19 protein-coding genes are annotated in these 20,307 nt (G+C 46.4%); 11 read left to right on the top strand and 8 right to left on the bottom strand.

The features are described from left to right. Positions 1-56 precede the first annotated feature (56 nt). On the bottom strand, positions 57-1,652 hold the full coding sequence (locus MKY92_RS10105; RefSeq protein ID WP_339300508.1) for a DEAD/DEAH box helicase: 1,596 nt from the start codon (positions 1,650-1,652) through the stop codon (positions 57-59). Between the two features lie 305 nt (positions 1,653-1,957). On the opposite strand from MKY92_RS10105, the gene MKY92_RS10100 reads away from it, so the two are divergent. The 4 genes from MKY92_RS10100 to MKY92_RS10085 all read left to right on the top strand — a co-directional run bounded on the left by MKY92_RS10100 (position 1,958) and on the right by MKY92_RS10085 (position 6,043). Then, a complete protein-coding gene (locus tag MKY92_RS10100) occupies positions 1,958-2,779 on the top strand; it encodes a YitT family protein (protein WP_036609659.1) in 822 nt (273 codons plus the stop codon). A gap of 174 nt (positions 2,780-2,953) precedes the next feature. After that, a complete protein-coding gene (locus MKY92_RS10095) occupies positions 2,954-3,142 on the top strand; it encodes a hypothetical protein (RefSeq protein WP_029880762.1) in 189 nt (62 codons plus the stop codon). A 162-nt stretch (positions 3,143-3,304) separates the two neighbouring features. Beyond that, positions 3,305-4,486 carry a putative glycoside hydrolase gene (locus tag MKY92_RS10090; RefSeq protein ID WP_339300507.1) on the top strand — a complete coding sequence of 394 codons (1,182 nt, stop codon included), beginning with the start codon at positions 3,305-3,307 and terminating at the stop codon, positions 4,484-4,486. A gap of 204 nt (positions 4,487-4,690) precedes the next feature. Next, positions 4,691-6,043, top strand: coding sequence for an MATE family efflux transporter (locus MKY92_RS10085; protein WP_339300506.1), 1,353 nt, complete (start codon positions 4,691-4,693; stop codon positions 6,041-6,043). 87 nt (positions 6,044-6,130) lie between these two features. Here the strand turns inward: MKY92_RS10085 and pfkA are convergent, their stop codons facing one another. Both pfkA and MKY92_RS10075 read right to left on the bottom strand, forming a co-directional pair. Further along, positions 6,131-7,102 carry a 6-phosphofructokinase gene (gene pfkA, locus MKY92_RS10080; RefSeq protein ID WP_339300505.1) on the bottom strand — a complete coding sequence of 324 codons (972 nt, stop codon included), beginning with the start codon at positions 7,100-7,102 and terminating at the stop codon, positions 6,131-6,133. Positions 7,103-7,155: 53 nt separating this feature from the next. Continuing rightward, complete coding sequence (locus tag MKY92_RS10075) at positions 7,156-8,235, bottom strand: tetraprenyl-beta-curcumene synthase family protein (protein ID WP_017689390.1); 1,080 nt, start codon at positions 8,233-8,235, stop codon at positions 7,156-7,158. Positions 8,236-8,414: 179 nt separating this feature from the next. Here MKY92_RS10075 and MKY92_RS10070 point away from each other — a divergent pair, with 179 nt between their 5' ends. Further along, the gene (locus MKY92_RS10070) at positions 8,415-9,755 is read left to right on the top strand and encodes a multi antimicrobial extrusion protein MatE (RefSeq protein ID WP_339300504.1); all 1,341 of its coding nucleotides are present in this window, start codon (positions 8,415-8,417) and stop codon (positions 9,753-9,755) included. Positions 9,756-9,795: 40 nt separating this feature from the next. Continuing rightward, on the top strand, positions 9,796-10,968 hold the full coding sequence (locus MKY92_RS10065) for an MFS transporter (protein ID WP_339300502.1): 1,173 nt from the start codon (positions 9,796-9,798) through the stop codon (positions 10,966-10,968). A 141-nt stretch (positions 10,969-11,109) separates the two neighbouring features. Here MKY92_RS10065 and MKY92_RS10060 read toward each other — a convergent pair whose 3' ends face one another. Continuing rightward, positions 11,110-11,307, bottom strand: a complete 198-nt coding sequence (locus tag MKY92_RS10060; protein ID WP_017689394.1) for a cold shock domain-containing protein — start codon at positions 11,305-11,307, stop codon at positions 11,110-11,112. A gap of 162 nt (positions 11,308-11,469) precedes the next feature. Here MKY92_RS10060 and MKY92_RS10055 point away from each other — a divergent pair, with 162 nt between their 5' ends. The 5 genes from MKY92_RS10055 (at position 11,470) to MKY92_RS10035 (ending at position 15,564) form a co-directional block, all read left to right on the top strand. After that, the gene (locus tag MKY92_RS10055) at positions 11,470-11,703 is read left to right on the top strand and encodes a hypothetical protein (protein WP_017689395.1); all 234 of its coding nucleotides are present in this window, start codon (positions 11,470-11,472) and stop codon (positions 11,701-11,703) included. 3 nt (positions 11,704-11,706) lie between these two features. Continuing rightward, positions 11,707-11,892 (top strand): hypothetical protein, encoded by a 186-nt coding sequence (locus MKY92_RS10050; RefSeq protein ID WP_047842378.1) that lies wholly within the window; start codon positions 11,707-11,709, stop codon positions 11,890-11,892. 213 nt (positions 11,893-12,105) lie between these two features. After that, the gene (pepF, locus tag MKY92_RS10045) at positions 12,106-13,896 is read left to right on the top strand and encodes an oligoendopeptidase F (RefSeq protein WP_339300501.1); all 1,791 of its coding nucleotides are present in this window, start codon (positions 12,106-12,108) and stop codon (positions 13,894-13,896) included. A 133-nt stretch (positions 13,897-14,029) separates the two neighbouring features. Continuing rightward, positions 14,030-14,410: a lipopolysaccharide assembly protein LapA domain-containing protein gene (locus MKY92_RS10040; RefSeq protein WP_105598114.1), complete on the top strand. Its 381-nt coding sequence runs from the start codon at positions 14,030-14,032 to the stop codon at positions 14,408-14,410. A gap of 113 nt (positions 14,411-14,523) precedes the next feature. Further along, complete coding sequence (locus MKY92_RS10035) at positions 14,524-15,564, top strand: M42 family metallopeptidase (protein WP_339300500.1); 1,041 nt, start codon at positions 14,524-14,526, stop codon at positions 15,562-15,564. A gap of 119 nt (positions 15,565-15,683) precedes the next feature. Here MKY92_RS10035 and MKY92_RS10030 read toward each other — a convergent pair whose 3' ends face one another. The 4 genes from MKY92_RS10030 to MKY92_RS10015 form a co-directional block, all read right to left on the bottom strand. After that, entirely contained in the window at positions 15,684-16,622 is a 939-nt protein-coding gene (locus MKY92_RS10030; protein WP_339300499.1) for a hypothetical protein, read from the bottom strand. A 163-nt stretch (positions 16,623-16,785) separates the two neighbouring features. Further along, positions 16,786-18,717, bottom strand: coding sequence for an ABC-F family ATP-binding cassette domain-containing protein (locus MKY92_RS10025; RefSeq protein WP_339300497.1), 1,932 nt, complete (start codon positions 18,715-18,717; stop codon positions 16,786-16,788). 60 nt (positions 18,718-18,777) lie between these two features. Further along, positions 18,778-19,356 (bottom strand): TetR/AcrR family transcriptional regulator, encoded by a 579-nt coding sequence (locus MKY92_RS10020; RefSeq protein WP_339300496.1) that lies wholly within the window; start codon positions 19,354-19,356, stop codon positions 18,778-18,780. A gap of 13 nt (positions 19,357-19,369) precedes the next feature. Then, entirely contained in the window at positions 19,370-20,179 is an 810-nt protein-coding gene (locus MKY92_RS10015; RefSeq protein WP_339300495.1) for a DUF92 domain-containing protein, read from the bottom strand. Positions 20,180-20,307: the final 128 nt, after the last annotated feature.

The raw sequence follows: 20,307 nt of genomic DNA, 5'->3' as shown, positions 1-20,307 counted from the left end.
TGAAAATAAAAAAATGGAGCAGTTGCCCGCTCCATTTTTCAGATCATACGTTTATATTACTCGAAAGAAGAATCTTTCGCTGGACGACGTCCTTCGTTACTGCTTGGACGCGGTTTGCGGTCACGGTTGTAACCACCTTCTCTGCTTCCACCGCCAGTGCTGCTGCCGCTGTTACGATCACGGTTGTAACCGCCACGTCCGCTACCACTGCTGTTGCGATCGCGGTTGTAACCACCACCACTGCCGCCGCTACCACTTGTGCGGTTACCGCTGTAACCCGATGGTTTACGTCCGCCAGAGCGAACATCCGGTTTACGACGTTTCGCACGGATTGGATCTTCAGGAGTCAGATCAACTTGAGCATCTTTCTTGTCACCTGTCAGGAGCTTCAGTGCAGCCGACAACAGTTGAACAGAATCATATTGCTCAAGCATTTGAATCGCAATACCTTTGTATTCGTTCAGTTCGCCTGATTGTACGATCTCCAGCAAGCGCTCTGCTGTCAAACGTTGTTTACCTTCAACCGCTTCTGCCATTGTTGGCAGTGGTTTACGTGGAATACGGTGACGTGTTACACGCTCGATGAAGTGCAAGTGATCAATCTCACGCGGTGTAACGAAGGACCAAGCAGCACCCTCTTTACCCGCACGACCTGTACGACCGATACGGTGAACATAGCTCTCCGGATCTTGCGGAAGGTCAAAGTTAACAACGTGAGTTACGCCAGATACGTCGAGACCACGTGCAGCCACGTCTGTTGCAACGAGTACGTCAATGCTGCCGTCACGGAACTTACGCATTACCGCATCACGTTGATTCTGGGACAAGTCACCATGAAGACCGTCTGCAGAATATCCACGTTTTTGCAAAGCTTCAGCCAATTCATCAACACGACGTTTTGTACGTCCGAATACGATCGCCAGTTCAGGAGATTCCATATCCAACAAACGGCTCAATGCTTCGAATTTTTGACGCTCAGGTACTTCGATATAGGATTGGTCAATCAATGGTGCACTAACATGTTTCGGAATCACAGAAATGTGTTCAGGATTGTTCAAGAATTGTTGTGCCAATTTTTGAATGTTAGGAGGCATTGTTGCTGAGAACAGCATCGTTTGGCGCTCGTCTGGAACTTGTTTCAGGATGGATTGGATATCCTCCATGAAACCCATGTCGAGCATTTCATCTGCTTCATCCAGTACAACAGTTTGTACATCTTCTAGTTTGATTGTTTTGCGGTTGATGTGGTCAAGGAGACGTCCAGGTGTACCAATGATGATCTGTGGTTTTCTTTTCAGTGCACGGATTTGACGCACGATATCTTGTCCGCCGTAGATTGGCAGGGAGCGCAGACCTTTGAAGCGAGTAAGTTTTTCGATCTCTTCAGCAACTTGAATTGCAAGTTCACGTGTAGGTGCCATAATAAGGGCGCGGATTTTCTCGTCACTTTTTGAGATTTTGCTGATCAACGGAATACCGAATGCAGCTGTTTTACCCGTACCTGTTTGAGCTTGACCAATCAAATCTCTGCCTTCGAGTGCCAAAGGAATCGCTTTGGATTGGATCGGTGTTGCTTCTTCAAACCCGAGCTCAGTGATGGCTTGCAGCACCAGTGGTTCAAGATTGAAATCTGTAAAGTTTAAATTTGTCAAAATTATTCATGCTCCTTTTATATGGTGGACATGGTGGACAATCCACTTTGTTGTCTGTATTCTTAAGTAGCGTTAATATTTATAGGGTATCCCAACGGGACGAATTATTTTCACTAACGAATATAATTCCATGAATGGGTCCCCAACATAAGACTAAAACTACATACATGTGTTTGAAACATTTCAAAATTTTATTGCTCCATTTAGGAAAAGTTTCCTACTCAAGAATATCCACAAATTATTATATCACAAAACAATTCAAGATTACCAGCAATCTGGTTTTAAATATAAATGAGGTGATTAAATTGCCCAAAATAATTTGGCACTCTTTAGTGATCATTTTGGGTGCTGCAGCTATTGCCTGCGGCTTTAACTGGTTTTTGGTCCCCCATCAGCTTTTAAGCGGCGGGGTGTCCGGTATTTCAATGCTTCTGGGTTATTTTACAACGTTGAATCTTAGTATAATGTATTTTGTTCTTAACATTCCCCTGCTCATTGCAGGTTGGTTTATTCTTGGACGACGCTTCATTACATTAAGTATTCTTTCGGTAGCAGCCACCTCCTGGTTCATAGCGCTTCTGCCTGTTTTTGCTGTGGCTACAGATCCTTTACTTAGTTCTGTATTTGGCGGTGTGCTTATTGGAATGGGCACAGGCGTTTCCTTCCGAGTCGGCGGTTCCACAGGAGGACTCGACATTGTTGGGTCCATTTTCACGCGAAAAAGAGACTTTCCGATTGGTACAGTGATGGCAGGCATGAACGGTACGATCATTATGCTTGCAGGATACCTGAGTGACAATTGGAATACAGCCTTGGCCTCGATGGTATCCATCTACATTACAGGCAAAGTGCTTGATCTGATCCATATCAGTCACGTCAAAGTAACACTGTACATCATTACAAACGAAACCGAAGCCATGTTAAAAAAATTACTGGTTCGGCCTCGTGGAGTTACCAAAATTAAGACTCAGGGAGCATACACGGATATTGAAAAGGACATGCTCATGACCGTAACCACCCGCTACGAGTTGGTTGAAATTAAACGTATTATCAAGGATACCGATCCAAACGCTTTTGTTAACATTGTGGAAACGGTTGGTGTTATGGGCTCATTCCGCAGAAGTTGAGACACCTGTACGGTTAACAATTCACAACATTGTGGTATAATAACGGTGTACGGCTCCTAAATATGTTGTATAGCAGGTTCAACCCTTCAATTTCACAGGCCATATGCTTTCCCGAATCGCGCCGAATGACTTACCATTTTGGAATTCGAGTAGGAAAGGGTGATTATTGTGGATATGGAAACGGTAAAACTGTTTGAGATCGTCAACAGATGGTGCCCGGAAATGCTCCCTTTCTTGAAACCGAATGAACTCGACTCACTGATTGTCCTCCGGGATGGGCTGGGCATCCTGGAACAGGGAGACGCAATGGAAATCATTCAGTACAGTATTTGTGAGCATCAAAATGAGATTTACATTCAATAATTTTTTCAGATTGATCACGCCGCTTCTTGCAGGGGATTTCCTCAGCAGGAAGCGGTTTTCATTTTTTCCATGTGTTTCATTACTTGATTAATATGGTTAAAAGCCCAGAGGCTTTAATGTATAATTCATACATGGAATGCACACATAAGGGAGTGGAAATGAATGAACATGTTTTGGGCTTTACTGGCTATGGCCTTTGGAGGCTTTGGTGTTGCTCCGGCAGTAGCAGATCAGGGAAATCCTCAATTCCAATCGTTAACCAACAGTTTGAACACCGCAATTATCCAATCTCAAAAAGATCAGGTTGTTATCGATGCCGATAATCCACCTGCTAAAACCGACCCACAACCTGATGCCCCCGTGGTCAAAGGTATCTATGTAACGGCATACAGTGCCGGCGGCGCACGCATGAAAGAATTGCTGGAGCTGACAGACAGTACAGAACTGAATGCCATGGTCATTGATATCAAAGACGATCTCGGATACATAACTTATCCCACAGAAAACAAAGCGCTTCAGAAAATGGGTAAATCCCAACCTTTTATTCGGGATATCGATGCCTTGATGAAACGATTGCAAAAACATGAGGTCTACCCGATTGCACGTGTCGTAGTATTCAAAGACACAATTCTTGCAAAGAAGAATCCGGAGCTTTCTTTCCGCAACAAGGATGGCTCGGTTTGGGCGAATGGCAAAGGCGACAGCTTCGTGAATCCATACAGCAAGGAAGTATGGGACTATAATATCGAAATCGCCAAGGAAGCGGCCAAACTTGGATTCAAAGAGATTCAATTTGACTATGTTCGTTTCCCGGAAGGTTTCGAAACTCGTGCTGATGTACTCAAATACACCAAATCTGACAAGTCCCGGGTCGATGTTGTAGCTGAATTCGTGCAATATGCACGCAAAGAGCTGGCACCGTTAGGTGTGCGTGTCTCGGTTGATATTTTCGGTTATGCAGCTTCCGTACCTGCGGCTGAAGGCATTGGACAGGATTTTGTTAAAATATCCGAAAATGTGGACGTGATCTCACCGATGGTATACCCTAGTCACTATTCAACTGGCTGGTACGGGGTCAAGGACCCTGACAAAGATCCTTACACAACCATCAAGGGTTCGATGAAAGATACACACAAGAAACTGGACCCCACTAAGGATCTTAAACCCGTCATACGCCCGTGGATCCAGGATTTCACAGCAAGCTGGCTGGGCAATGGACATTATATCAAGTATGGAAAGAAACAAGTGGAAGATCAGATCAGAGCGATGAAGGACATGGATGTGCATGAATATCTGCTCTGGAATGCGTCCAACCGATATTCCTCAGGTGTACAATATAAGTAATCCGCACTCTTTCATACTTCTCATTTCATCCAACCTCGTTCTGCTTGAAGCGGAGCGAGGTTTTTTGGTGTTCATTTTTCTCAGTGCGCCTCTCCTCTGTATCTGTCCCTATCCAAAGCGGACAAAATCCACTACAATGTATAGCTGTCCAGACATGACACTTGGATGACATCTCTTTAGAATAGCGAGGCACTGCCAGTGAACATGAACACAACAAGTTTTTCCCAAAAAGTGAAGCAATTCCTGATTATATTTTTGCCCATCTTCACCACTCAAATCGCCCTCTCTGCCATGTCGTTCTTTGACACCAATATGTCAGGCAAGTTTTCTCCGGCCGACCTTGCAGGAGTTGCGATTGGCACAAGTCTATGGATGCCCGTTCAAACTGGACTAAGCGGGATTCTAATCGGTATTACACCTGTCGTTTCCCATCTGTTAGGTTCCAAACGTAATGATCAGATCGGGTATAACGTCATCCAGGCGCTATATCTTGGAATTGCTGTCAGTCTCGTCGTGATCGGAGCCGGGGCGTTGTTACTTGGCCCTATACTGAACGGAATGCCTTTGGAACCTCGGGTTGCCCAAGTCGCCTTCTATTTTCTGTGCGCACTTGCTTTTGGCATTATCCCACTCTTCGGATATACGGTGCTGCGCAGCTTCATGGATGCACTTGGTCAGACACGGACTACGATGTTCATTACGTTGGTCTCCCTGCCCGTTAACATCTTACTGAATTATCTGCTGATATTCGGCCGCTGGGGTTTCCCCCAATTGGGCGGTGTTGGTGCCGGTGTGGCTACAGCATGTACATACTGGCTGATCTTTCTTATTAGTCTCTTTTTTGTCCATCGGGTCGAACCATTTGCCCAATACGGCATTTTCCGTCAGTGGACGCGTGTTTCCTTGGCCAAGTGGAAAGAGTTACTCAAAATCGGGGTACCCATCGGATTTGCGACTTTTTTCGAAACGTCCATCTTTGCTACTGTGACTTTAATGATGAGCCGTTTCGATACCACAACAATTGCTGCTCACCAATCGGCGCTGAATTTCGCTTCTACGCTCTACATGTTACCTGTGAGCATATGTATGGCTCTTACGATCCTTGTGGGCTTCGAGGCAGGTGCCGGGCGTCTGAGAGACGCCAAACAATACAGCCTGCTCGGAATAGGTGGGGCCATTGGGCTATCACTGCTGACAGCCATTGTGTTGATTGTGTTCGGCGAACAGATTGCAGGCGTGTATTCAAACGATCGAGAGGTCATTGCACTTACGCAGCATTTCCTTATCTACGCCATCTTCTTTCAGATCTCGGATGCAATTGCCACACCAACCCAAGGAGCACTACGTGGCTACAAAGATGTTAATCCGGCATTGATCATTACGTTTGTAGCGTATTGGATCATTGGTCTGCCTGTAGGTTACCTAACAGCTACCTATACTTCACTCGGCGCCTTTGGATATTGGATCGGCCTTATTGCCGGCCTTGCTGTAGGAGCAACAGCGCTTCTCTGGAGACTCTTTCGGGTACAAAAACAAGCAGCACTCCGTAACGCGTAACATCAGAACACGCACTTACTTTGGAAAACAACAAAAAGAGCACAATCCTCGTCAATACGGAATTGTGCTCTTTGTTTTTGAATCGAATTATTGGGACAAACGTTGTGCAAGCTGGTACGTTTCCATATCGAAATCTTTTTTTGTGTTAACCACTTTATCAATATCTGTCAGGGTAAGTTCACCCTTGATAATGCCACAACCTTTGTCTGTCTCGCCTGCAATCAGACTGCGAACAGCGAAGTCGCCCAGACGGCTTGCCAGGTTACGGTCGAAAGGTGTTGGCGTACCCCCACGCTGAATGTGACCCAGAACGGTTACACGTGGCTCATACGTTGGGCAACGTTCCATCAGTTCTTTTGCTACATCTTCACCCTTGCCCACGCCTTCAGCAACGATGATAATACTGTGACGTTTGCCATGTGCAAAGTTAGCTTTCATACGATCAGCCACTTCGTCCATGTCAAACGGAACTTCCGGTACAAGAATCGTCTCAGCACCTGAGGCAAGTCCGGCATGCAGAGCGATATCTCCACAGTGGCGGCCCATAACTTCAACGATGGAAGAACGTTCGTGTGAAGACATCGTGTCACGCAATTTGTTTACGGCATCCACCACTACACTTACAGCTGTATCGAATCCGATGGTATGATCAGTAAACGAAACGTCGTTATCAATCGTTCCTGGCAGACCCATGGTGTTAATACCGAGTTTGCTCAGTTTATTCGCTCCGTTGTATGAACCATCTCCACCGATAACAACCAGACCGTCAATGCCACGTGCACGCAGAATGTCCGCACCTTTTTGCTGACCTTCAGCGGTGTAGAACTCCTTGCATCGTGCCGATTGAAGAACCGTTCCCCCACGTTGGATAATATCCCCTACACTGCGCAAATCCATTGGGAAAATGTCGTTATTCAAGAGACCCTGGTATCCACGTTGAACTCCATATACTTCGAGACCGTAAAACAGTCCGCTGCGAACAACCGCACGAACAGCCGCGTTCATCCCCTGTGAATCACCACCGCTCGTTAATACTGCGATTTTCTTTACTGCTGTCATGATGTTTCTTCCTCCTCTAGTTTCACTTCAGGCTCCGCAATATCACACCTGACTTACATATTTTTCCGTATCCAGCGACTGAAAATGAAGAAAAATATTCTTGTGATCGGGCTATTTTTCAGCAGACGTTTGGATACGACGCGAACTTCCTGTTGTTCGCTGACTTTGGGATCAGACAGGTAAATGGCAATCAGTCCTTCGATGATCATCCGGTGAAAGGAACTTCCCGGAATCTTCTGTACATCACTGCGTGCCATCTCCACAATAAAAGCAATTCGGTCCAGCATTGTCTCCACATTCTCATAATAATTGCAGAAGTTGAGATCTCCCCCGATGCGGTCCTCATCCTGATCAATTAAATAATCGAGCATAATGTGCAATGCGCATACATGTGGGAAATAGGCCGTGTGGATCGAGGCCGCTTGCTCTTCAGTCAACTGATCGTCACTCGCAGCCAGAAACAGCATGAAAACGCCCAGTGTAGAGCCAGTTGCAGCAGCGAATTCGTTCCAACGAAACTGAGGTGTGCGATGACGATGCTCCGACCACCATTCGAGCAGTGCCGTTTCTCTCAGTTCCGGCTTGATATGCTTATATACCTGCAGGTCCGTGTATAGGCCTGCCAGATCCTGAATTTGGGGCTTGGCGGACGTATAGCCTGGTAACTGACGGGTCAGTTCCTGACATGTGGTCACCAGATTCCGCAGATACCCGCCGTCATCCTGCTCCTCACGGAGGGCATAATAATTGACGGGAATTGCTTCGGGATCTACCGCATCAAGCATGGATTGATGGAGAAGACGAAAGTCATCCGGGTCCATCGAGGTGCTGCGGTCGCACAGATTGTCCAAATAATCACTAATAGTTTGATATGAAACGATCAGCGGAATCAGAATGTGCCTGTTGGGCAAATCAGCTAAAGCGTAGACGGTTCCGCCTTCACAGTGAAACTGTTTATCCTTCAGACTGGCAAGTGCCTGTGTACGCAATTCCTCATTCGGAATCGCCTCAGCTTGAGCACGCCATCCATTCAGTGCCTTCCGTGTTTCCGGAATGGTGTATTTGTACACCCCTCTCATCAATGCCAGCGGTCCACGCGGATATTGATGACGTTTTCGATTTGATTGGCTCAAAATAAATGTGCCTCCACTTGGTTGAATACGTATTAGAGCGATTTTTAACCATTCCTATTATAATATGATCCCCTTAATTGTACAAATGATCTGCCGCATATTCCGCATAAAAAATCGCATCGGCGTTCAAAGCTTTGTGATATACTATCCATATTTCATCCATCAAAGGAGTCGTTGACATGTCGTCAAGTGAATCACTTTCGTGGAGACGGTTATTTTCTTTTTTTGTGCCACTTGGCATTTCCGCCTCTCTCGTCACCATTTCTCACGTCATCATAAACAGCACATTAGCACGTTCCGCTCATCCCGAGACGGTTATTGCCAGCTATGCCATCGCCGGTAGCTTATTAACCCTCACGGAACGCCCCTCCACCCTGCTGCGGCAAACCTGTTCCGCACTGGTTCGCGATCGCCTTTCCTTTCAGGCCCTCACGTTTGTGACCAAAATATTTCTTGCCTGTGTGCTTCTCATTGGGTTTCTCATCGTATACTCTCCCGTTGGTACCGGGGTGTTCAAATACTTGTTTGGTGTAAGTCCGGATCTGCTGACCAAAGTCATCGACGTATATGAAATTCTCATGTATGTGAGTATCTTTTCAGTGATCCGCAACATCTATCAGGGGATCATCATTACGAATAACCGCACCAAGTGGTTAACCATCGGGATGGTATTCCGTTTAGCCGGCATGTACGGCCTATCCCTCTATTTCATATACACAGACAGCATTGACAGTGGACGTGTAGGCGCTATCATTTTTGCTACTGGCATGATGATTGAAGCGCTCGTCAGCTTTCTGGAGGGAAACAGCATCAAGCGCAAGATGCCAGCCAAGCTTGAGGATCATCCCGTCGAGAGCAAGGGAGACGTATTTCGTTTTTATAAGCCGCTGCTGTTATCCAGCTTTGTAGCGCTGTTCATAGGACCGGTTATTAACATCGTACTTGGCAAAACGACCGGGATCGCACTAGCCATTTCGTCCTTTGCCATAGCAAGCAGTCTGATGCAGTTGATGCTAAGCTTCTTTACATACATCCATCAGATCGTGCTGAATTTCTACCTTGTGGACGCCAAACTGGTGCGGAAATTCGCACTTGTCACCGGATTTATTCCGTTTGCGATGATGGTGTCGATTGCCTATACCCCCTTGGGACCATGGGTACTCGAAAATGTCATGAGCGTTCAGGGCGAACTGTTGCAACAAAGTCTGTGGACACTGCGTGCGTTCGTCTTATTTCCGCTGATCTTCCCTTTTCTGGATTTCAGCAATGGCCTCATTCTGCTTCGCGGTCAGACAAAAACGATGTTTCGTTCGCAAACGGCGAATGCAATCTGCACGGTAATTGTGCTGCTTATACTGGTTAGTATCTTCCCTGCGTGGAACGGCATGATTGGCGCTGTAGCTCAATCCCTTGGCCTGCTCGCTGAACTCATCATTGTCTGGCTTGTCATCCGGCGCACGAAGCAAGAACCTACGATGTCCGTACCGAAAGCCCGTAAATCAACATCCCTGAAAGGGTAATAAAATCATTGAATTGTTATCAGGATTGGAGTCTCTCATCATGAAATTAAATCACAACGCCCGCCCGGATCAGAACTGGCTGCGGGCTCTCATGTTCACCATCTTTGGTTCCACCGTTCTGGTGGTATCCTACTTCCAGCTTTACTTCAGTCATCTGGGCTTCAGTCGGGCTGAGATTGGATATCTCTACGGAATTGGCCCCCTCATCTCTGTGTTCTCCAATATGTTCTGGAGCATGGCCAGCGACCGCTACCAAACGGTACGCAAAGTAATGATCATTCTGCTTGGTGGTCAATTGATCACAGGGATCATGCTTGCCAACGCGACAACTTTCGGTCAGGTATTTGTACTCGTAACCCTGTTTTACTTTTTCTATTATCCGGTCTATCCACTCTCCGATACGATGGCTATTACAACCGCAAGCAAGTATGGTCGAAATTTCACTTCCATTCGAGTCTTCGGATCGATCGGTTATGCCTTCTTTGCATTAAGTATCGGGTATTTCCTTGGATCTTTCGGTCCAGGATGGACGATATGGCTTTGCGTCGGTCTTGCTGCCACTACATTATTGATCAGTTTTCAATTAAAAGATCAGCCTTCGGGGAGTAGTAGCAAAATGGACCTATCGGGGTTATGGGCTATTCTGAAACGCAGAGATGTGCTCACCTTTTTCGGTTGTGTATTTTTGCTTGCCATGGGACATCGCATGAACGAAGCTTTTCTTACCATCACGCTAAAAGATCTGGGTGCCAGCGAGGGGCTGATCGGCTGGTCTTTGCTGATCTCTTCCGTAAGTGAAATCCCCATATTTCTACTGCTCAGCAAGTATGGAAACCGTTATAAAGAACTGCCGCTAATCGCTTTTGCTGCACTGATGTATACGGTTCGTTTGCTTCTTATGTCCATATCCGATACACCAGCAGCTGTCGTTGCGATTCAGACGATGCATAGTGTTACCTTTGGTATTTTCTACGTTACGGCGGTCCGCTACATCATTCGCCTAGTTCCGGACGGCTACAGAGCAACGGGTATGGCTTTGTTCACCATTGTCTGGTCCAGTGCTTCGGGACTTCTTAGTGGAACGTTGGGCGGACTGCTGCTGGAACATGCAGGCAGACAAACCTTCTATCTCACCGCTATGGCTTTCTCCCTGGCTGCACTAATCGGTTTCGGATTGAAGTTATGGTCCAGCATGAGCAATCGTGTCTCCTGAACACCAGGGGAACATACACCATATTCAACTGAATATTTTAGAATCAAAAAAAGCACAGCCTCCCATCGGGGACTGTGCTTAGGTTCTAATATTCAGCTATAAATTTATCATATATAAGAAGTCCGTTGACCGGAAAAATTCTTACAGTTTGTTTACGTTAGCTGCTTGAGGACCACGGTTTCCATCAGTAATTTCGAATTCTACCGCTTGACCTTCTTCCAATGTTTTGAAGCCGTCTCCTTGGATTGCGGAGAAATGTACGAATACGTCCTCGCCGCCTTCAACTGAAATAAAGCCATAGCCTTTTTCTGCGTTAAACCATTTAACTGTACCTTTCAAATGAAAAACCTCCTAAAAATATCGCCATCTATGGCGAATACCCTTATTATACTGTATGGGCTTCCATTTTGCAATTTATCTTTCCATAAATGTCGAAAAAATTTGCTTTGAATCGTAGGGTACGGTATCATTTTACCAAAACCGTTAGTTTGGAGACTACCTATGATAAAAAAACATGAAATATACAAAACAGACAAGTGGAATATGATGACCGTAGAAGTTCAAGGCAAATATCTCGTACTGCGAGAAATTTCGGAAGAGTGGGGCGAAGAGTGCCATACTTTCCTTAGCCGTCCTGCATTAATGCACTGGGCTGAACGCCGTTTCCCAAAAGCAGATTTTGAGAACCGTGAGGATGAATGGCGTCAATTGATGGCTGCCTTCAAAGGGGTCTAACCCATGCAGCTTGACTCAAGCAATGTCGTCATTTTTATTATCCTTGCCTTCTCCCTTGGTATTGTGCTTATTCTGGGACGGAATTCCATCCCAGATCGACTGAGACGGGGAATGGCGCTTATTGCTACACTGCTCATTTGTTTTGCCTTTTTCCTGATCGTTTATTTTCTGTATAACATGGGAACCTAATAACGGGGACCCAGATATTCAAATATTTCAACGTGCCTAAGGTCATACTATACGAGATTATTCGTATCGTAAGGAGGAAGGCCGTTGAAATACCAGAAATCGCTATCTGTTATCCTGGTACTTAGTCTGATTCCTTCGTCTCTCTCCGCACACGCGAGTGCGACGAAGGCAGCTTCGTCCATACATTCATCAGATCATCAAAGGAGGATTTCCATGAGTCAATTATTGAAACGTTCCGAGGTGCCTGCTGAGCATAGCTGGAAACTGGAAGATTTATTTGCCGATCAGAAAGCCTGGGATCAGGAATATGAAGAAGTATCGTCTTTGACCAAGAAGGCCTCCGAATTCCAAGGCAAACTGAATCAACCCGATGTACTCAAATCTTGCTTCGAATTTGAAGATGAGATCAGCCTCAAAATAGAACGCCTCTTTGTGTACGCACGTATGCATCAAGATGAAGACACAGCGAATCCTACATATCAAAACCTGTCCCAAAAAGCCCAGAAATTAGGCGTACGGGTTGGTGAAGCACTTTCTTTTGTCACACCGGAGATTCTTTCCCTGCCAGATGACCAGTTGGATGCATTTATTGCGAACGAAAAACTCTCTGCTTATACATTTACGCTGGAAGAGATGAAACGGGAAAAAGCCCACGTTCTTAGCCAAGCAGAAGAGGCTTTGCTTGCACAGGTAGGCAACCTTTCACAAGCCCCACAGACAATCTTCAGCATGCTGAATAACGCTGACCTCAAGTTCCCAAGAATCAAGGATGAACATGGTAACGAAGTTGAGCTGACACACGGTAGCTACATTCAGTTCCTGGAGAACCCTAACCGTGAAGTTCGCGAACGTGCCTTCAAAGCGGTATACGAAACGTATGCTAAACAGAAGAACACAATTGCGGCTGCCCTGAATGCAAATGTAACCAAAAATATGTTTTATGCTAATGTTCGGAAGTACCCTTCCGTGATGGAAATGTCCCTATATGGAGATAACATCCCAACGGATGTGTATACCAATCTGGTAGACACCATTCATGAGAGCCTTCCGTTATTGCATCGTTATATGGACTTACGCCAAAAGTTGCTTGGTGTGGATCAATTGCACATGTACGATCTGTTCGCTCCACTCGTAGACGAGTACAAAATGGATATTACCTACGAGGAAGCGAAACAAACGGTCAAAGACGGTCTGAAACCACTCGGCAAGGACTACGCAGATGCATTGCAGACTGGATATGATAACCGCTGGATCGATATATATGAGAATGAGAATAAACGTTCAGGCGCATATGCCTGGGGCGCTTACGGCACTCACCCGTATGTCTTGTTGAATCACAAAGATAACCTGAACAGCATGTTCACACTTGCACATGAAATGGGTCACGCTCTTCATTCACATTACTCGGATACAACACTTCCGTATCGTGATGCACAGTACACCATCTTCCTGGCTGAGGTTGCATCCACAACCAACGAAGCGTTGCTGATGGATTATCTGCTTAACAAATCAACAGATCCAAAGGAAAAATTGTATCTGTTGACCTATTATGCCGACCAATTCCGTACAACGGTATTCCGTCAGACCATGTTTGCTGAATTCGAGAAAATCATTCATGAACGTGCGGAACAAGGTGACGCATTAACACCACAATTGTTATCCGAGATCTATTATGATCTGAATGTTAAATATCACGGAAAAGGCATGGCTGTCGACAAAGAAATTGAAATGGAATGGGCTCGTATTCCCCACTTCTATAACAGCTTCTACGTTTACAAATATGCTACAGGCTTCTCCGCAGCAACAAGCTTTTCCAAGCAAATCCTGGAAGAAGGTCAACCGGCTGTTGACCGATATCTTGGCTTCCTGAAGAGCGGTGGCAGTGATTACTCCATCAACATTTTGAAAAAAGCAGGTGTGGATATGTCTACACCACAGCCAATTCGTGAAGCTATGAGTGTGTTCAAGGAATTGATTGAACAGATGGAGCAGCTAACCAAATAAGGTTGTCTTTCCATGTGACCTGCATCCCTTGCCCGTTTGGGCAGGGGATTTTATCATCATTGCAAGATGCAACATACCCGAATATTGGGTAATGCATATCTAGTTCTCAATTGTTCAACAAGGAGGCAACACCATGAAAATGCAATGGGCACTCATAGCAGGTCTTGTTTTTGCACTGCTCACGGGAATCTTTGCGGTCATTAATGTGGATTCCGTACAAGTCAACCTGTTATTTAACACGGTACAAATCCCGCTGATTTTGCTCATTCTCGGCTGTACCCTGATCGGTGGAATTATTGTAGGGTCATATGGCATTTATCGCCAATACAGACTGCAACGTGAAAATAAACAACTGAAATTGCGTGTATCTGAATTGGAAAGTTCCGCGACAAGCCAATCTTCACTCGATTCTTTCAAAACGATGGATTCGCTTGACTCAAATGAACCCAACAGCCTATTGGAGAATGATTCGATCCAGAGTCAGCGCAAAGGAAACCCTACGGGAACACTGTAACCAATCAGAGACAGCCTGCTGGCGAGTCAGGAATGGTAGTATCACATTCTCTCCCCCAGACAGGCTGTATTTTGTTTCACACCATACCCACGATCCGAGGAGGAAATTACACAATGAGTTTTACAATTGATGAATCATACGTTCTGTCTTTTCTGAAAAAATTGCTGGACACACCAAGTCCAAGTGGTTACACACATCATATTATCGAGATGATCCGGAAGGAAGCAGCAGCACTGGGCATCGCCTGTGAGCTGAATAACAAGGGCGGTGCGGTGCTTACATTGCCCGGACAGGATTCGTCCAAGACAATTGCTTTAAGCGCTCACGTGGATACGCTAGGGGCCATGGTGCGCTCGGTTACATCCTATGGCACATTGAAGCTTACCTCTGTCGGTGGATTTTCGATGCAAAGTATCGAAAACGAATATTGCAGCATCCATACTCGGGATGGAAAGACATACACAGGCACCATTCTTTCCCTTCATCCGTCTGTCCACGTCTATCCGGATGCACGTACCTTTGAACGGACTGAGAACCATATGGAGGTCCGAATCGATGAAGTTGTCTCCTCCAAGGAAGATGTGTTGAAACTCGGGATCTCTGTCGGCGACTTTATCTCCTTTGATGCTCGCGCAGTCATCACGCCGAGTGGTTATATCAAATCACGTCATCTGGACGACAAAGCCAGCGTGGCTGCCCTCTTCGGCATCCTTGAGTCTGCACATCGTGAAGGCTGGAAACCATTACATAACGTCTCTCTGCTCATCTCGAACTATGAAGAAGTTGGACATGGCGCATCGTATATTCCTGCAGAAATCAGTGAAATGATCGCTGTAGACATGGGAGCCATGGGTGATGACCTGAGCTGTAAAGAAACTGACGTTTCCATATGTGCCAAAGATTCTTCTGGCCCGTATGACTACGATATGACCAGTCGTCTCATTGAACTGGCCAAACAAGATGGGATGGATTACGTCGTGGACATTTATCCCCACTATGGCTCAGATGGCAGTGCAGCATTACGCGGAGGAAACAATATCCGAGCAGCACTGATTGGCCCGGGGGTTCACGCATCTCATTCCATGGAGCGTACACATAAGGATGCTGTCCTGAATACGGCACGATTGCTCGCAGCCTACATTACAACCAAGTAAACAGAATCATTGATCGACGAAATTATTATGGATAACATCCACATGTTCGTCTAAGCAGAAGGCCCCTTCCAAGCACAGCTATTCGGTGTGCTTGGAAGGGGTCTTTGTTGTCATATCTCTTAATCTGCCTGTTCCACATATGCATGATATTTACGATCCAATATCTCTAACTCTGCCTTATGGTCACGCATTTCATTTCTTAACACATGCATGGTTTTCTGAACCGCGCTCAGTCCATCCTTCACCTGACGTTCGGCTTTGCGAATTTTGTCCTGAACCATCCAATCTACGAAGAGGTTATCGAAGAAATAGTCTGCGAATGAAAGCAGACCTCCCAGATGCAGATCCGCGTGCACTGCCATCTCTACATCCTCCAATTCCTTCTGGAAACGTCGTAGACGCTTACCTGCATCCATGATGGCGACCTGAGCGTCATCCATTCGTCCTCGCTTGATATGCGTGGAGATGACCCCACCGCCCATCATGTCATATACACCCCAATTACCTGCCGAAGCCAAGGCCTTCTCCGCACGTTCAAGAGCATCAACCAGATACTCCCCCTCCCGGAAAGCTTCATCCAGTTCCTGTAGCTCGCTCGCCAGATGTTCCCGATTCTCAGCCATCTGTTGCAATTCCGTATCCTGGTCCAGCAGTCGACCTTCCTTCTTCCCCCACAGAGCGTTGTAATCGCTTTGCCAGTACTGATACTGCCGCCCGCCCTCCAACTCCTGCTCCACATGAATTCGTTGCTCCTGTACATCTTGTAACATGCGACAAGCGGTGTCGTATGCAGCCTTGCTCTCCATGAGTTCCAGCTCTTCCTTCTCCAGACGTTCTGTCTTCTTGCCAATCAATTGGTAGAAAAATGCTGACAATGTCATACTGTTCAGTCGATCAACGTCCTTCTGCTCCTTCTGGAGATGCTCCAGACGACGTTTTACCTTTGCATCCCATTCGCTTTCCTCCGTTTGAAGCTTCTCCAGACGCTTGGTCCATTTCTCGTAAATTCTCCCCTTTTCCTTGAGCACTGCCAACTGTTGATTAATTTCCTTATACATAAGTGTGGTGTTCTCTCCTTTCTATGGAATTCTTTACTTATAAAACGTAATGAGCATACAGAACGTTTCACTTTAATGCGCAAATTCACAGACAAAAAAATCGCCCTTTTCTCCAACGCGACATAAAGTCACTATAGAAGAAAGGGCGATGTTTAGTTATAAATCAAGACTTGCTCTGTTCAATCTGCTCTGCAAGTTCATTCAGAACGGTCCAGCGTTCCATCAATTCATCCAGATGACGTTCAGCCTCAACCTGCTCCGACATCAACTCCTGCAGACGGGCAGAATCACTAAACGACTCTTCCATCTCTTTGTTAATCCGGACAAGATTGGCTTCAGCCTTCTCAATATTTTCATCAATCTGGTCGTATTCACGTTGCTCCTTGAAGCTGAATTTCAACTTCGTTTTAGCCGCTGACACAGCAGGTGTCGTTTTCTCCGATGACTGCTTCACCTTCGCCGCTCCTGTATCACTTTCCTGAGTAACTCCAGGCGCATTTTTCAGCATCCATTCCGCATATTCACTGTAGTCGCCGACGTGTACACGTACAGCACCGTTGCCCTCAAAAGACAGCACTTTATCCACAGTACGATCAAGGAAATAGCGATCATGGGATACTACAAAAACAACACCAGGGAAATCATCGAGATAGTCTTCAAGTACGGCGAGTGTCTGGATGTCCAGATCATTCGTCGGCTCATCCAGCAGCAATACATTCGGCGCAGCCATCAGCACACGCAGCAAATACAGACGACGCTTCTCTCCACCAGACAGACGTGAGATTGGCGTCCACTGGGATGCCGGGGTAAACAGGAACCGTTCCAGCATCTGGGATGCTGTAATCAGAGAGCCATCGGCTGTTTTCACATTCTCGGCCACTTCCTTGATGTACTCAATCACACGAAGGGATTCATCCATCTCCTGATGTTCCTGTGTGAAGTAGCCCAGATTGACCGTAGGACCAACGTCAACCACACCTGCATCGGGTTCCAGCTTGCCAGATATCATCTGAAGCAACGTGGACTTACCACTACCGTTCGGTCCGACAATCCCTACCCGATCTCCAGGTACGGCAATATAACTCAGATCTTCGATCAGCGTGCGGCCACCTACGGATTTGGAAAGATGCTCGATCTCCAGAATCTTTTTACCCAAACGAGTGGAGCCAACCGATACTTCCAATGAACCCGATCGCTGGATTCCTTGTTGATCTTTAAGTTGTTCGAAGCGATCAATTCTCGCTTTTTGTTTCGTTGTCCGTGCCTTGGCACCGCGACGAATCCACGCAAGCTCTGTCCGAAGCAAGTTCTTACGCTTCTGTTCGGAAGAGGCTTCCCGTTCTTCGCGCTCCGCCTTCAGTTCCAGGAAACGTGTATAGTTGGCTTCATAGCGGAACAACCGTCCATGATCCAATTCCAGCATGACATTCGCCACACGATCCAGGAAATACCGATCATGCGTAATCATAAGCAGTGCGCCGCGGCGCTTCTGTAAGTACTGCTCTAGCCATACGACCGAATCGTTATCAATATGGTTCGTCGGCTCATCCAGAATGAGCAGTTCACAAGGATGAATCAGTGCAGCAGCAAGTGCTACCCTTTTGCGTTGTCCACCAGACAATGTGCCCATCAGTGCATCGAATTGACGAATACCCAGTTTGGACAAAATGCTCTTCGCTTCACTCTCCATCTGCCAGAGCTGAAGCTGCTCCATTTGCTGATTCAAACGTAATAACCGCTCTTGCAACGCTGGATCGGACGAATTCAGTTCCAATAATTCCATCGTTTCCGTATATTCACGCACGGTTTTCATTTCCATGCTGTCACCTTCGAATACTTGTTGCAGTACCGTATTATCCGGATTGAAGTCCGGATTTTGTGCCAGGAACTGAATACGTACGTCATTACCGATCGAGATCTGTCCCGCGTCTGCAGGTTCCATACCAGATATAACACGCAAAAACGTGGATTTACCGGTTCCATTTACCCCAACGACACCAATCTTGTCCTGATCAGCCATACCAAATGAAGCATCCTTGAACAATATTTTTTCGCCATAACTTTTTGCAATTTGCTCTACCGTCATTATGTTCATTGCTCGTACCCACTTCTCTGTGAATTAAAATTCAATATTACGTACATCCGCGCACTTACTTTAAACTTGTAAAAAAGAACGGCATCCGTCCAGAAACAATGCTGCTGCAAAAGCAATTCGTTTGTTCAGATGTTCCTCATTAAACTCCGGATTCAACATAATATCCATCTTCAGCCGGTCCAGTATTCCGATATATGCTTCGGCGAGCAATACAGGCTCAGGTACACTTGCACTTTCCAATACCTCACACACCATGCTCATGTATTGATTCATGAATGCCTTCATGAATTTCATCAGATCCGGATCGTTATTGGGTGCCATAAAAAAGAGCTTGGTATGATTGCGACGCTCATAATAATACGTAAGGTGAGTCTTGGCTATTGCTCCAAGTTTATCACCTGTGTTCTCATGCGAGTTCAAAGCATATTCAAGGCGGCTGATAAAGCTGTTACAGTCCCGCTTGGATACTGCGATAAATAATTGTTCCTTGCTTTTGAAATATAAATAAATGGTGCCTTTTGCGATGCCGGCTTCGTCTGCAATATCAGACATTTTGGTCTCATAAAAACCTTTCGAGCCAAAAATACCATAGGCCGCATCCAAAATAGCCTCCGATTTGTCTCCCTGTATAGTGCTCAAAATGTACTCCCCCCTACAACGCCAAAATGTTACCTAAACCAATCGCCACACATCCGCCGATTACCGAGCTAAGCACGTTCACCAGGTCATTACTCATCCATGCCCAGCCACGAGCCCGCACCGTTGGATGCCCGCAATGTTCATGTACCTCAACTTCACGGCCACACACAGTACAACGATACATCATCTGCACCGTTGCGCCCAGATAGGAATCGGCAAACGCCCCTGCCAATCCGCCTGCAAGGCCGACAAAAATCCAACTAAGCAGACCAGGCCCTTCTATCCCGGCGATCCATGAAAACAAGAATGCTCCCGCACCAATCAGAGTCCCGCCTAAGGCTGCAGCCACGGTGCCAAGAAGTGAGACACCTCCTGAAGCACCTGGCGTAAGTACCTTCCACGTGAGAACAGAGCGCGGCGGCTTGCGGCTGAGACTCCCAATCTCGGTTGCCCATGTATCCGATGTAACGGTAGCCATTACACCAATGAAAGCATACACCCATGCCGGATGTGGAAATATCCAGTATCCCAGACATAGGAACATGCCCATTCCACCATTAGCCATCACTTGTCCGGCATCCCGATTTCCTGACTTGGCATAGGATTTCTCCAGCTCCTGCTTCCGATCTTTACGAAACCTGGAGAGCAACGTTGAAGTAATGAAAAACAACAATAACGTGCCAAACCAGAACAGGTTACCCGCTCCGTAATATATCGTTCCCATCATGATGGCTGCCAGGCAGCCAGACAGGGTTAGCGACTTTTTCGCATAGGCAGCACCTGCCACCATAGAAGCGCATACGGCGCCAATAATCCAATCCATAATGTCTCCTGCATGCAGCGTATGTACAGCCCGCATGACGTTTATTGTATTTTTGAAATTCAATTATACCACGGTTTGATGCCAATGCCGAAACTCCTTACGCCAGCACACAAAAAACCTGTTTCGGC

This window comes from Paenibacillus sp. FSL R5-0623 (genome assembly GCF_037974265.1).
GTDB lineage: Bacteria > Bacillota > Bacilli > Paenibacillales > Paenibacillaceae > Paenibacillus.
Note: the sequence above shows the minus strand (reverse complement) of the source record. Positions and strands in the feature narration are given on the sequence as shown.

Bases quoted from the DNA above. Each gene is read 5' to 3' on its own strand.
- MKY92_RS10040 (WP_105598114.1), top strand. From the start codon at position 14,030: ATGAAAATGCAATGGGCACTCATAGCAGGTCTTGTTTTTGCACTGCTC.
- MKY92_RS10025 (WP_339300497.1), bottom strand. From the start codon at position 18,717: ATGAACATAATGACGGTAGAGCAAATTGCAAAAAGTTATGGCGAAAAA.
- MKY92_RS10065 (WP_339300502.1), top strand. From the start codon at position 9,796: ATGAAATTAAATCACAACGCCCGCCCGGATCAGAACTGGCTGCGGGCT.
- MKY92_RS10090 (WP_339300507.1), top strand. From the start codon at position 3,305: ATGAACATGTTTTGGGCTTTACTGGCTATGGCCTTTGGAGGCTTTGGT.
- MKY92_RS10085 (WP_339300506.1), top strand. From the start codon at position 4,691: ATGAACACAACAAGTTTTTCCCAAAAAGTGAAGCAATTCCTGATTATA.
- pfkA (WP_339300505.1), bottom strand. From the start codon at position 7,102: ATGACAGCAGTAAAGAAAATCGCAGTATTAACGAGCGGTGGTGATTCA.
- MKY92_RS10070 (WP_339300504.1), top strand. From the start codon at position 8,415: ATGTCGTCAAGTGAATCACTTTCGTGGAGACGGTTATTTTCTTTTTTT.
- MKY92_RS10015 (WP_339300495.1), bottom strand. From the start codon at position 20,179: ATGGATTGGATTATTGGCGCCGTATGCGCTTCTATGGTGGCAGGTGCT.
- MKY92_RS10050 (WP_047842378.1), top strand. From the start codon at position 11,707: ATGCAGCTTGACTCAAGCAATGTCGTCATTTTTATTATCCTTGCCTTC.
- pepF (WP_339300501.1), top strand. From the start codon at position 12,106: ATGAGTCAATTATTGAAACGTTCCGAGGTGCCTGCTGAGCATAGCTGG.
- MKY92_RS10035 (WP_339300500.1), top strand. From the start codon at position 14,524: ATGAGTTTTACAATTGATGAATCATACGTTCTGTCTTTTCTGAAAAAA.
- MKY92_RS10095 (WP_029880762.1), top strand. From the start codon at position 2,954: ATGGAAACGGTAAAACTGTTTGAGATCGTCAACAGATGGTGCCCGGAA.
- MKY92_RS10030 (WP_339300499.1), bottom strand. From the start codon at position 16,622: ATGTATAAGGAAATTAATCAACAGTTGGCAGTGCTCAAGGAAAAGGGG.
- MKY92_RS10055 (WP_017689395.1), top strand. From the start codon at position 11,470: ATGATAAAAAAACATGAAATATACAAAACAGACAAGTGGAATATGATG.